Source organism: Umezawaea sp. NPDC059074 (assembly GCF_042738955.1).
Taxonomy (GTDB): domain Bacteria; phylum Actinomycetota; class Actinomycetes; order Mycobacteriales; family Pseudonocardiaceae; genus Umezawaea.
On record NZ_JBHYHC010000112.1, the window covers coordinates 19,018 to 31,295 of the forward strand.

Genomic DNA, 12,278 nt, shown 5'->3' on the forward strand with positions numbered 1-12,278 from the left:
CTAGCGGTGGCAGCCGAACGGGCCCCGATCGTGGCCGTCGGTGTCGCGCAGCAGCACGGCCGAGCCGCCGAAGACCGTGCAGGCGATCTGCTCGCCCGCCTGCGCTCCGAAGCGGAAGAGGTCGACGCCGCCGGGGCGGTCGACGACCACCACCTGGGTCCCCGAGTCGTCGGACTTGGTCTCCTGGGAGACGACGGTGTACCCCTCCGGCACGGCGGTGGCGACGCCCGCGGCCCGTTCGACGTCGTTCGGCCCGGCGAACAGCAGGGCGAGCCGCTGGACGCCGGGAAGGGTGCGCGGGCCCGACCGCATGACGACGAACGGGCGCTCGTCGAAGAGGAAGACCAGCCGCACGCCCTCCACCGGGTTGGCGGGCGCGTCGCCGTAGAGGAACGGCTCGGTCGGCGTCACGCCGCACGCGGCGACCAGCGGCGCGACCAGCAGCAGCGCCACCGCCCGGCGGATCACGACCGGCTCCGCGGCAGCCGCACGGTGAACCGGGCCCCGCCGTCCGGGGCGTTGCCCGCCTCCACGGTGCCGCCGTGCAGGTGGACGTTCTCCCACGCGATGGCCAGCCCGAGCCCGCTGCCCTCCGACCGGACGCGGGCGGAGTCGGCCTTGTAGAAGCGCTCGAACACGTACGGCGACACGTCGTCCGGCAGCCCCGGCCCGGCGTCGGTGACCACCACGACCGCCTCATCGTCCGAGGTGGTCACCGCGACGGTCACCGGCTCCGCGCCGTGCTTGAGCGCGTTGCCGACGAGGTTCGCGACCACCACGTCGATCCGGCGGCGGTCCAGGTCGACCCGCCGCCCGGCGGGCAGGTCCACGTCCACCCGGTCCGTCCACCCGCGCGCGGCCAGCGTCGCGGTCACGAGGGCAGGCAGGTCGACCGGCTCGCTGCGCAGCGCGGCCACCCCGGCGTCGAACCGGGAGATCTCGATCAGGTCCTCCACCAGCGTCCCCAGCTTGCGCGTCTCGGTGCTCACCATGCCCGCCGCCATCGCGGCGTCCCCCGTCAGCGCCTCGTCGTCCAGCGCCTCGCTGACGGCGGTCATCGCCGTCAGCGGCGTGCGCAGCTCGTGCGACACGTCCGCCACGAACCGCCGCGACCGCTCGTCCATCCGCCGCAGCTCGGCGACGGTGCTCTCCAGCTCGGCCGCCATCGTGTTGAACGTGCGGACCAGGTCGGCCAGCTCGTCGGCGCCGCTGACGGTCAACCGGGTGTCCAGGTGCCCGTCCGCGACCCGCCGCACCCCGGACCGCAGCGCCCGCACCGGGCGCAGCACCCCTCGCGCGGCGAGCAGGGCCAGCACGAACGCGGGCACCAGGGAGAACAGCACGATCAGCAGCGCGGAGTTCGGCAGCTGGGCGATCGCGTCCTGCTGGACGGCGAGGTCCAGCCGCCGGAACAGCTGCACGCCGGTCGTCCCGGTGCCTCCGCTCAACGGCGCCCCCACGAACACGTACGGGTGCCCGGTGTCGTCCACGACCCGCTGCACGAGCGTCCGGTCCCGCGCCCGAACCTCGCTCCGCAGGCGCTCCGGCACGTCCCGGAAGGTGATCCCGTTGCCGTCCGCGTGGTCGGTGCCGAACACCGCCACCGCGCGGAACCGGTCCGCCAGCACGAGGAGTTCGGCGTGCGACGGCGAGTGGTCGAACGCCTCCTCCCGTTCGAGGTCGGCGCGGAACTGCGACACCATCTTGTCCTGCGCCGCGGTGAGCACGAGTTCCCGGACCTGGAGGTAGGACACGGCGGCCACCGTCGCGCCGGTGAACGCCGACACCAGCGCGAACGCGATCAGCAGCCGGGTGCGCAGGCCGAACGCGATGGGCTTCACAGCGGGTCGAACCGGTAGCCGAAGCCGCGCACGGTCCGGACGAGCACCGGGGCGGACGGCACGTCCTCCACCTTGAGCCGCAACCGCTGCACGCACGCGTCGACCAGCCGCGAGTCGCCGAGGTAGTCGTGCTCCCACACCGACCGCAGCAGCTGTTCGCGCGACAGGACCTGGCCCGGTGACCCGGACAGCTCCAGCAGCAGCCGCAACTCCGTCGGCGTCAGCCCGACCTGCTTCCCTCCCTTGTGGACGGTCAGCGCGGCCCTGTCGATGACGAGGTCGCCGAAAACGCTGGTGCTTCGGGTGTTCTCGCGTTCGGTGCGGCGCAGCACGGCCCGCAGCCGCGCGTCGAGCACCCTGGGCTCCACGGGTTTCACGACGTAGTCGTCCGCTCCCGCCTCCAGCCCGCCGACGACGTCGAAGTCGTCGCCGCGCGCGGTGAGCATGACGACGGGCACGTCCCCCATCGCCCGCACCCGCCTGCACACCTCGAACCCGTCGATCCCCGGCAGCATCAGGTCGAGCACGACGATGTCCGGCGCCGCGTCCCGCACCAGCGCCACCCCCTCCTCGCCGGTCGCCGCCGCGGACACGTGGTGCCCCTGGCGGCGCAACGCGAACTCCAGCGCGTTCCGGACGGAGCGGTCGTCTTCGATCACCAGCACACGGGCCACGCCGAGGAGTATGGGCGAGCACCCGCGCGGATCCCGCCGCCCTCCCCGGTTCTGTAGCGAAACCAGGACATGAGCCGGACGAGATCGGGAAGCGCGCCTCGGAAGCTTCCGGCATGACCACCCCCACCCACGCCGACTACCTCGCCATGCGGCGCTTCCCCGGCCTGGACGGCGTGCGCGCCGTCGCCGCGACCCTCGTGGTGCTGTTCCACTTCGACGGGCCGGACGTGCTCCAGGGCTGGATCGGCGTGCACCTGTTCTTCGTGCTGTCCGGCTTCCTGATCACCACGTTGCTGCTGCGCGAGCACGACCGCACCGGCCGGATCGCGCTGGCCGACTTCTACCTGCGCCGCGCGTTCCGGATCCTGCCGGTGTACTTCCTCGTGCTGGCGGCGGTTCTGGTCGGCTGCCTGGCCATGGGCACCTTCACCAGCAGCGGGCTCCGCGCCGCGCTGCCGTTGCAGCTCACGTTCTTCAACGAGTTCACCCAGAACAACCCCTACGGCCACTCGTGGACGATCGGCACCGAGCAGAAGTTCTACCTGCTGTGGCCGCTGCTCGCGTTCGCCGGAGCGGCGTCGACGGCCCGGCGGTTCGGCGTCGCGGTCGGCGGCCTCGTCGTGGCGCTCGCGCTGGTCCCGGTCACCCTCGGGCAGTCCTCGCCGAACTGGACCCTCGGCTACTTCTCCGTCCTGGTCGGCTGCCTGCTCGCGCTGGTGCTGCACCACCCGCGCGGCTACGCCGTCCTGCGCCCGCTGACCGGTCCCGCGGCGTCGGTGGCCGTCGCCGTCGCGTTCGTGGCCTTCCACCTGTCCGTGGGGACGCTCTCGCCGGTGCTCGGCGACTGGTTCGGCGTGCCCGCGGCGATGGCGGCGACGCCGGTGTACGCCATCGCGTGCGCGTTCCTGCTGCCCTCGGTGATCTCCGGGTGGCCGGTCCGGTGGGCGCTGTCGAGCGGGCCGATGCGGTTCGTCGGCGAGCGGTCCTACTCCCTGTACCTGGTGCAGGGCATCGCCGGTGGCGCAGTCGCGCTGGTGGGGACGTTCGGGGGCGCGCGCCCGGTCGTCGTGTTCGCCGTGGCGCTGCTGCTGGCCGACGTCCTGCACCGCCTGGTGGAACTGCCGATGATCGCCCTCGGACGTCGGGTCGTGGCCCGGCGCACCACCGTCCCCGCCACCGTTCAGCCCTTGCGCGTTCCTTGATCGACTCGCGACAATCCCCCGTCGGATCTCGGTGGGGCGACGATGGTGGAGGACCCGTGCGGTCGATCCTGCGCGTGCTCGGAGCGGTGGCCTGCGGCATCGGCCTGGTGGCCGGGACCACGCAGGCGAGCGCGGAGGCCGACTGGACCCCGACCGCCATCGCCTGGCACTCCTGCCCGGAGGTGCCCGACGCCGAGTGCGGGACGCTGCGCGTGCCGGTCGACTGGGCCAGGCCGCGCGGGGAGTCGTTCGACCTCGCCGTCGCCCGCCGCACGGCGGGCGACCCGACGCGCCGGATCGGCGTGCTGGTCGCCGACATGGGCGGTCCCGGCGGGTCCGGCGCGGCGTTCGCCCAGTCCAAGGGCCTGTTCACGCCCGACGTGCGGGAGCGGTTCGACGTCGTCGGGTTCGACCAGCGCGGCACGGGCGACAGCGCCCGCGCCCGCTGCTCCGACGACCTGCTGAACCGGGGCCCGTCGACCTACCCGGTGGACCAGGCGGGGTTCGACGCGCTGGTGGCGCACAACCGGGAGCTGATCGCGGACTGCCGGGCTCGCAGCGGCCCGGTGTTCGACCACGCCGACGCGAGCCAGTCCGCGCGCGACCTCGACGCCCTGCGCCGCGCGCTCGGCGAGCAGAAGATCAACTACTTCGGCGTCTCCTACGGCACGGTCCTCGGCCAGGCCTACGCCGAGCGCTTCGGCGCGCGGCTGCGGTCGATGGTCCTCGACAGCGTCCTCGACCACAGCGCCGACGTCCGCCGGTTCGTCGGCGACCGGGCGGCGTCCACGGAGGCGGCGTTCGGCGAGTTCGAGCAGTGGTGCGCCCGCACGACGACCTGCGCGCTGCACGGCCGGGACGTGCGAGCGGTCCTGGCGGACGCGCTGAAGGGCGCGGACGCCATCGGCTGGGGCGGGCAGGGTCTCCTCGACTACGTCAACGGCATGCTCTACACGCCGTCCTGGGCGGACATCGGACGGACGATCTCGGACCTGGCCGCCGAGAAGCCGCCGCTCACCGCGTTGTTCGAGCCCAACTACGAGTCGGTCCGGCTCGCGACCGTGTGCCAGGACTTCTCCCTGCGGGTCAAGAACTACCAGGACTACGCGCGACTGCGGGCCGAGGAACTGCGGCGCGGCCCCACCCTGTATGGCGCCAACATCAGCCACGACGAGGTCATGGCGTGCGCGGGCATCTCCGGCCCGGCGGCGAACCCGCCGCACCGGCTGGCCCTCCGCACCGGTCCGAGGATCCTCGTGCTGAACTCCCGCCACGACCCGGCCACGCCCTACGCGTGGGCTCGCACGGTCCACCGGCAGGCCGCCGCGCACACCGCGCTGCTCACCTACGACGGCTGGGGCCACGTCGTGTACAACCGCAGCGACTGCACCAAGAACGTCGCCAACACCTACCTGTTCACCCTGCGCACGCCCGCCGAGGGCGCGTCGTGCCCGGCGGTCGAGCCGACCGGCTGATCAGCCGAGCAGCGCGGGCAGCACGGCCGACAGCACGATCAGCAGGGCGATCACGCCGTTGACGACCCAGTGCTCGACGAGGATCGCGACGAACTCGCGCAGCGTCGCCGTGGGCCAGAAGTACCAGGCGGTCGGCGAGCCGATCACCTGGCCGTTCACCCGCGCCTTGCGGGCCAGCAGCGCGGCCCGCAGGACGTGGAAGTTGTTGGTGACGACCAGGCAGCGGTAGTCCGGCCGCCGCTCCTGCATGATCGCCTTGCTGAACGTCAGGTTCTCCCACGTCGTGGTCGACCGGTCCTCCAGCAGCACCCGGTCCCGGTCCACGCCCCGGCCCACGAGGTACTCGGCCATCGCGACCGCCTCCGGCACGTCCTCCCCCGGCCCCTGCCCGCCCGAGGTGATCAGCGCGGGCTCGGTGCCCTTCGCGACCGCCGCGTCGAACGTCGTGCGCCCGCGCTCCAACCTGCTCGCCAGCAGCGGCGGCACCTTCTCGCCGAGGATCCCCGCTCCGAGCACCACGATGAAGTCCACGTCCCGCTTGGGCCGGATCCGGCCGTACACGAACGAGTACAGCAGGAAGCAGGCGAACAGGAACCCGAGGTAGGCCAGCAGCCCGGTCATGGCGTCGCCGACCACTCCCAGCGGCGGCCAGTCGACGTACTGCCGCAGGCCCTGGAACAGCACGAACCCGATGATCCCCAGCCCGGCGGCCAGCGACAGCAGGTTCACCGCCCGGAACCCCTCGCGGCGCACCATCGTGACGCCGTTGGCCACCAGGAACACCGCCAGCGCCGCGATCAGCAGCGGGATCAGCACCACGACCCCGATGACCACGACGTTCGCCGCGGTCGTCGACACCGACGCCAACGTCACGAGCAGGCCGAACCCCAGGAACATCAGCGCCACGAACAGGTAGACGCCGTTGCGCAACCGCCGCCGGTCCCGCAGGAAGCTGACGAGGAAGAACAGGAACCACAGCAGCGCGATGCCGTAGCTGTAGACGCTGACCGCAGTCATCGAACCGGTACCTCCTCGTCGCGGTGATCATTACACCAGAGCGGGACCGATCACGACGATCGCGCGACGCTCCACAGTGGTCGGGTCCGAAGTGGACCTACTCCGCGGTGAACTCGCCGATCGCGCGGGTCGCGTCCCGCAGGAAGCCGAGCACCGCGGCCGCCTGGTCGTCGTCGAGGTCCGCGACGATCCCGCCGAGCGACGCCAGCAGGGGCGCGAGCGCCTCCCGGACCTCCGCGCGGGCGGTGTCGGTCGGCCGCAGCACCACGCGGCGGCGGTCGTCGGGGTGCGCGGTGCGGCTCAGGTGGCCCGCGGCCTCCAGGCGGTCGACCAGCACGGTCGCCGACGCCGAGCGGATGCCCAGCCGGTTGCCCAGCTCCACCGTGCCCAGCGGTTCGGGGCTCTCCACGAGGTGGCTCACGGCCTGCACGTCGGTCACGCCGACGCCGAGCCTGCGGGCCAGGGTCGTCTGCACGCCGCGGCCCGCCTGGAGGAGGTCGCGCAGCGACCGGCTGATGTCCCTGGCGATGTCCGGCTCGTCCACCACCGCAGCGTACTGAGCGGAGGCCCGGCAGAGTAGCTAGACTCTCTAGCTACCACCTGACCGAGGAGTGAGCGTGAGCCGACCCGACGTGCGGGCGATGAACACCGGCATGACCACCCGGATCCTCGCGGAACCCGCCGCGCCCGTGCCGGAGGCCGGGTACGCGCTGCGGGTCGTGCGGACCACCGGCCGCCGCAGCGGCGAACCCCGGCGGACGCCCGTGGGCGTGACCCGGCTGAACGCCCGCGAGTACCTCGTCTCCCCCGACCCGAGCCGCGACTGGGTGCGCAACCTCGTCGCGACGCCGGAGTGCGCGATCCTCGCGGGCGACGAGGACCGGGCCCGCGTCGCCGTGCCGGTCGGCGCGGACGAGGCGGCCGCTGTCGTGTCCACCTACCTGAGGGCCGTCACCGTGCCGTGGGCGCTGAAGGCGTTCCCGGTGCCGCCCGAGGCGTCCCCCGCCGAGATCACCGCGCACCTGGACTCGATCGCGGTGTTCCGCCTCGACCCGGCGGGGCGCGCGTGAGCGACGTGGTCGTGGTCGGCGGCGGACCCGGCGGGATGCTGCTCGCGCTGCTGCTGGCGCGGGCCGGGGTCCCCGTCACGCTGCTGGAGTCGCACCAGGACTTCGACCGCGACTTCCGCGGCGACTCCCTGCACCCGTACACGCTGGAACTGCTCGACCAGCTCGGGCTGGCGGACCGGCTGCTGGAACTGCCGCACCACCCCGCCCGCTTCTTCCGGTTCCACACGCCCACCACGACGATCACCACCGCCGACTACGGCAAGCTGCGGACCCGCTTCAACTACGTGGCGCTGATGCCGCAGGCCCGGTTCCTGTCCTTCCTCGCGGACGAGGCCGCCAAGCTCCCCGCGTTCACCCTCGAACTCGGCGCGAAGGTCACCGGCCTGGTCGAGGAGGACGGCCGGGTCACCGGCGTCCGCCTCCGCGACCGGACCGTGCCCGCCCGGCTCGTGGTCGGCGCCGACGGCCGGTTCTCCAAGCTGCGCAAGCTCTCCGGCCTCCCCGGCCACAGCCTGGGCGCGTCCAGCGACCTGTTGTGGTTCCGGCTGCCCCGCCGGGCCACCGACCCACCGGAGGCCGACGTCGACCTGTTCTTCGGGCGCGACCAGTACGTCGGGCTGCTCGGCGGCACGGACGACTGGCAGGTCGGCTGCACGCTGCCCAAGGGCGGGTACGCCGCCGCCCGCGCCGCCGGGGTCGGGCCGATCCGCGAGTTCGTGGCCGAGCGCGTGCCGTGGCTGGCCGACCGGCTGCCGGAGCTGCGCGAGTTCTCCCAGACCACGCTGCTGTCGGTGGACATCTCGCGGGTCGAGCGCTGGCACCGGCCGGGCCTGCTGCTGATCGGCGACGCGGCGCACGTCATCTCGCCGGTGGGCGGCAACGGGATCCTGATGGCGGTCCAGGACGCCGTGGTCGCGGCCAACCACCTCGTGCCCGCCCTGCGCGCGGGCGAGGTCGGCGACGAGGTGCTCGCGGCGATCCAGGCCGAGCGCGACCCGGCGATCGACGTGGTGCAGGCCCAGCAGTCGCGGATCGAGCGGCGGATCGCCCGCAGCCGCGAGCGGGGCCGTCCGCTGACCCCGCCGGGCTTCCTGCGCTGGGTGACGGCCGTGCCGGGCGTGCGGGCGCGGGCGGCGAAGGCCAACGCCTACGGTCCCCGCGCTCCTCGCCTGGCTCAGGGCCTGGTCGACTGAGTTCGGTCTGCACTGAAGTCATCGAGCGGACGATCACGTGGTCAGCGCGGCGTCCATCGTGCCGAACACCGCCAGCTCGCGGTCCGCGCCGGAGACGCGCAGCACGGCGAGGACCGCGGGCGAGCTGACCACGATCCGCAGGACGTGGCCGTGCACCCGCGCGCGGCGGTGGGCGTCGAGCAGCACCTCCAAGCCGGTCGACCCGAGGAACCGCAGGCCCTCGCAGTCCAGGACCACCAGCGGGTACCGGTTGCAGACCGACCGCAGCTCCACGCCGAGCCGCCGGGCGCCCGCCGAGTCGGACTCGCCCTCGACGTAGACGATCGAACTCCGCTCACCCCTGGTCACGCGGACGACCAGCGACCGCCCTTCCGGGACGGCGACGGCTGACTCGAACACGGCTCGCTCCCAGGACTCGACGACGACCGGAGGAGAGCTCACTGTTGAACCCGTTTCGCGGACCGATACCGTACCGGTCCGCCGTCCGGCCCACAACGGCCCCCGCCGACGTTCACCCGCACCGCGTCCGCCGTTCGGTGGTCCACAGTGGACCTACCGCGGCGTGCGGCTCACCCGGCGGTCCAGCACCTGGACCAGTCTCGCGGCCCCCCGGTCCGGACCGGCCGCGCGGACGCCGTCCCGCAGCGCGCGCAGCCTCGGGGTGCGGCCCCGGTCCAGCAGGCCGCGCACCGCGGTCGTCACCTGCTCGGGCGTGAGCGCGTTGGGGTCGAGGCAGACGCCCGCCCCCGAGCGCTCGGCGTCGTGGGCCACGCAGAACTGGTCGCTGGAGAACGGCAGGACCAGCGCGGGCACCCCCGCCTCCAGCGCCTCGGTGAACGTGTTGTTGCCGCCGTGGTGGACGATCGCGGCCACGTGCGGCAGCAGGGCCCGTTGCGGCACGACCGCTTCCAGCACCACGCGCGGATCGGCCGCCAGATCGGCCAGCGCCGCGACCCGCGCGCCGCCCGCGACGACGACGGTCACGTCCGGGATGCTCAACGCCCCCGTGACGGCCGTGCGCAGGACGTCGTCGCGGGCGGACAGGAACGTGCCGAGGGCGACCAGCACCACCCGGCGGCCGCGGATCCGGGCCCGCCACGCGCCGTCGAGCGGGTCGGAGTCGGAGCAGTGGCCGAGGAACACGTGCTCCGGGCCGTCCGGCAGGGGCGGCAGCCACGGGAACGGCGGGTAGTTCAGCACGGCCGCGTGCGGCGAGGTCAGCGCGAACGCCCGCCCCGGCGCGGGCCGGTCGGGGGCGTGCCGCCGGACGAAGTCCGCGAACAGGCCGGTGAACCGGAGGTCGGTGAGCCGGGTCGCCTCGCGCAGCGCGGCCAGCTCGCCCTCGTCCGGCGCGACGGCCGAGGGCCACAGCTGGGGCAGCCCGAAGAACTGGTCGTCACGGGCGACCAGGTAGGTGGGGTGGCCGGGGCAGAACGACGCGTACGGCAGCCCGAGCGCGTGCAGCGCCAGGGTGACCGCGTAGTTGAGCTGGTCGACCAGGTACCAGTCCGGCCGAAGCCGCTCGTGCAGCGCGGCCACGTCGGCGAGCACGTCCTCCGGCGCGTCGAGCATGTCCGCGCGCCGGTGGGTGGTCTGGGTCAGCAGCGCCGCGACCGGACCGCGTCGAGTGGAATCGAGGAACTCGTCGAGCCTGCGGGCCGAGTCGGCGTCCTGCGCGGTGCTCTGCGCGACCCCCGTGTTGGCGTTGCGGGTCGTGCGCAACGGCACGAAGTCCAGGCCACCGGCCAGGTCCGCGAACTCCGGAGTGGACGCGAATACCACGTCGGCGCCCACCCCGCACAACGAGCGGGCGAGAACGGACAGCGGCTGGGCGTGCGAGCGGAACGGCGGGCTGATCACCACGACGCGGGGCATGGTTCATCTCACTTTCCTTGGCAACACAGGGTTTTGTTCGATCCGAACGGCTCGCCGGTTCGAACGTCGTGCGTGCGATCACACCGGGATCTGTTGCGAGCACTGGAAAACCGTCGACTCGACCTCGCCCGACCACCGCTCCCGCCGTCGCCGGAACAGGCGGTCGGCGAGCTCGTGCGGGCACCCTCACCTGCGGCTATCTCCCTGTTGTGCGACCTTGTCCCACCTCTGCTAAGAACGAGCGCAGCGGAGCGCCTCACCGCGGTCCTGCGGAGGACCCTGCTCGACGACGTCCGCGAGCCGGTCGCGGGGTGGCTGCTCGACCTGTGCGCGCTGCACGGCCTCGCGCCGCTCGACCCGGACGAGGCCCGCGCGGTCGGCGAGGGCGCCCCGCTGTGGCGCTACCTGCACTCGCTGGGCCACCCCGTGCAGGGCGACCCGAGGACGTCCTACGAGAAGCTGCTGCTCGACCTGCTCACCGACGACCGGCCGCGTGCCGGGCGGGTCGACGGCCCGACCGTGGCGCAGTCGATGCTGATCGGCGGCGCCGGGCGGCCCGGCGAGGGCGCGAGCGGCGGGCTCGGGGTGTTCCTCCGGTCGCTGGGCGACGCGCTGGCCGACCGCGACGACATCGGCCGGGTCGTGACGATCGTGCTCGCCGCGGACCCGACGGCGGTCGTCGTGGAGCGGCAGGCCGACCGGGAGCACTGGACCGTGCACGTCCCCGTCGACTCCCCCGTCGCCCTGCCGCAGCCGCAGATGGGCGGCCACCGGATCGCGATCACCTGGTGGATCCGCGAACTGCTGACCCGCCACGCGCTGGTGCCGGACGTGGTGCACGTGCGGTACTCCGACGACGGCTCCCTGGCCGTGGCCGACGCGGCCCGGCTGCTGGGCGCCCGCGTGGTGTTCACCCTGACCCCGGACCCGCACCGCCACCTGGCCGAGCGGTACCCGGAGGAGGGGGCCGACGAGGAGGCGCTGCGCTTCGACCTGCACCGGGTGCGCGTGGCGGACGAGCTGGTCGAACGGGCGGACGCCCTGGTCGCCATCGGCGGCCGCGGCGACGAGCTGGTCGAGCACTTCCCGCAGCTCGGGCACCGCTCCGCGATCGCCATCGAGGAGGGCATCGCGCCCCTGCCCGCCACGCCCGAACGGCCGGAGGAGCTGGTGGCCGAGCTGTTCGCCCCCGCGCGGACCCTGCCCCGGCTGGACGACTCGGCACGGGGGCTGCCGATGCTGCTCAACGTCGGCCGCCTGCACCCCGTGAAGCAGCAGACCGTGCTGGTGCGGGCGTGGCTGGAGGCGGGGCTGCACACGTCGACGGCGCTGGTGCTGATCGGCGGCTCGCTCACCGACCGCACGCCGGACGAGCGGGCCGTGCTCGACGAGGTGCTGGCGCTGGCCGAGTCCGTGCCGGAGGCGCGCGGGCGGCTGGCGGTGCTGCCCGCGTGGCCGAACGCCAAGGTCCGCGGCCTGGAGCACGCGCTGGCCACGGCCCTCCCCGCGCCGTCGCCGCACGTCTACGCCTGCGCCAGCGTGAAGGAGGAGTTCGGCATCGCCGTGCTGGAGGCCATGGAGGCGGGCCTCCTCGTGGTCGGGCCGGTGCGGGGCGGCCTGCCGCACTACGTCGACCACGGGCGCAACGGGTTCCTGGTCGACACCTCGACCGCCGCCCTGCTGGGCGCGGGCCTGCGGGAGGCCGTGGAGCTGGGCGGAGCGACCCGCGCGATCGCCGAGGCCGGGCGGGAGACGGTGCGCGAGCGGTTCCCCATCGCCCGCGTGGCCGGGGCGTTCGCCCGCGTGTACCGCGACCGGGCGTGACGCCCCGGCCGAGGCCGGGGCGCCACCCTTCGGTCAGTTCGTGCAGACCGCCTCCACCGGGAGGCCGCCCCGCTCGTCGCCGACGAGGTACACGGCGCTCATGTACC

At 73.7% G+C, this 12,278-nt stretch carries 12 protein-coding genes; 5 read left to right on the forward strand and 7 right to left on the reverse strand.

The annotated features are described in order from the left end of the window. Genes ACFWW9_RS34930 through ACFWW9_RS34940 form a run of 3 tightly spaced genes read right to left on the reverse strand, consistent with a single transcriptional unit; the run spans window position 1 to window position 2,515 of the window. Window positions 1-468 carry a hypothetical protein gene (locus ACFWW9_RS34930; protein WP_390386502.1) on the reverse strand — a complete coding sequence of 156 codons (468 nt, stop codon included), beginning with the start codon at window positions 466-468 and terminating at the stop codon, window positions 1-3. Then, window positions 465-1,841: an ATP-binding protein gene (locus ACFWW9_RS34935; RefSeq protein WP_390386504.1), complete on the reverse strand. Its 1,377-nt coding sequence runs from the start codon at window positions 1,839-1,841 to the stop codon at window positions 465-467. Before ACFWW9_RS34935 ends, ACFWW9_RS34930 begins: the two co-directional genes overlap by 4 nt. Continuing rightward, window positions 1,838-2,515, reverse strand: a complete 678-nt coding sequence (locus ACFWW9_RS34940) for a response regulator (protein ID WP_390386505.1) — start codon at window positions 2,513-2,515, stop codon at window positions 1,838-1,840. The genes ACFWW9_RS34935 and ACFWW9_RS34940 overlap by 4 nt, the downstream gene beginning before the upstream one ends. Window positions 2,516-2,628: 113 nt before the next feature. On the opposite strand from ACFWW9_RS34940, the gene ACFWW9_RS34945 reads away from it, so the two are divergent. Further along, complete coding sequence (locus tag ACFWW9_RS34945; protein ID WP_390386507.1) at window positions 2,629-3,717, forward strand: acyltransferase family protein; 1,089 nt, start codon at window positions 2,629-2,631, stop codon at window positions 3,715-3,717. A gap of 56 nt (window positions 3,718-3,773) precedes the next feature. After that, a complete protein-coding gene (locus ACFWW9_RS34950) occupies window positions 3,774-5,192 on the forward strand; it encodes an alpha/beta hydrolase (protein ID WP_390386508.1) in 1,419 nt (472 codons plus the stop codon). Here the strand turns inward: ACFWW9_RS34950 and ACFWW9_RS34955 are convergent, their stop codons facing one another. Together ACFWW9_RS34955 and ACFWW9_RS34960 are read right to left on the reverse strand one after the other, a co-directional pair. Next, a complete protein-coding gene (locus ACFWW9_RS34955; RefSeq protein WP_390386509.1) occupies window positions 5,193-6,209 on the reverse strand; it encodes a YdcF family protein in 1,017 nt (338 codons plus the stop codon). 97 nt (window positions 6,210-6,306) lie between these two features. Continuing rightward, window positions 6,307-6,753: a MarR family winged helix-turn-helix transcriptional regulator gene (locus tag ACFWW9_RS34960; RefSeq protein ID WP_390386510.1), complete on the reverse strand. Its 447-nt coding sequence runs from the start codon at window positions 6,751-6,753 to the stop codon at window positions 6,307-6,309. 73 nt (window positions 6,754-6,826) lie between these two features. Between ACFWW9_RS34960 and ACFWW9_RS34965 the strand changes: the two genes are divergently transcribed. Together ACFWW9_RS34965 and ACFWW9_RS34970 are read left to right on the forward strand one after the other, a co-directional pair. Further along, window positions 6,827-7,279 (forward strand): nitroreductase family deazaflavin-dependent oxidoreductase, encoded by a 453-nt coding sequence (locus tag ACFWW9_RS34965; protein ID WP_390386512.1) that lies wholly within the window; start codon window positions 6,827-6,829, stop codon window positions 7,277-7,279. Then, the gene (locus tag ACFWW9_RS34970) at window positions 7,276-8,472 is read left to right on the forward strand and encodes an FAD-dependent oxidoreductase (RefSeq protein WP_390386513.1); all 1,197 of its coding nucleotides are present in this window, start codon (window positions 7,276-7,278) and stop codon (window positions 8,470-8,472) included. The genes ACFWW9_RS34965 and ACFWW9_RS34970 overlap by 4 nt, the downstream gene beginning before the upstream one ends. Before the next feature lie 33 nt (window positions 8,473-8,505). Here ACFWW9_RS34970 and ACFWW9_RS34975 read toward each other — a convergent pair whose 3' ends face one another. Continuing rightward, window positions 8,506-8,871, reverse strand: coding sequence for an STAS domain-containing protein (locus ACFWW9_RS34975; RefSeq protein ID WP_390386514.1), 366 nt, complete (start codon window positions 8,869-8,871; stop codon window positions 8,506-8,508). 153 nt (window positions 8,872-9,024) lie between these two features. Continuing rightward, window positions 9,025-10,347: a glycosyltransferase gene (locus ACFWW9_RS34980; RefSeq protein ID WP_390386516.1), complete on the reverse strand. Its 1,323-nt coding sequence runs from the start codon at window positions 10,345-10,347 to the stop codon at window positions 9,025-9,027. Window positions 10,348-10,554: 207 nt separating this feature from the next. On the opposite strand from ACFWW9_RS34980, the gene ACFWW9_RS34985 reads away from it, so the two are divergent. Beyond that, complete coding sequence (locus tag ACFWW9_RS34985; protein ID WP_390386517.1) at window positions 10,555-12,171, forward strand: glycosyltransferase family 4 protein; 1,617 nt, start codon at window positions 10,555-10,557, stop codon at window positions 12,169-12,171. Window positions 12,172-12,278 lie beyond the last annotated feature (107 nt).

Coding starts and splice junctions, on each gene's coding strand:
- ACFWW9_RS34945 (WP_390386507.1), top strand. CDS start 2,629: ATGACCACCCCCACCCACGCCGACTACCTCGCCATGCGGCGCTTCCCC.
- ACFWW9_RS34980 (WP_390386516.1), bottom strand. CDS start 10,347: ATGCCCCGCGTCGTGGTGATCAGCCCGCCGTTCCGCTCGCACGCCCAG.
- ACFWW9_RS34955 (WP_390386509.1), bottom strand. CDS start 6,209: ATGACTGCGGTCAGCGTCTACAGCTACGGCATCGCGCTGCTGTGGTTC.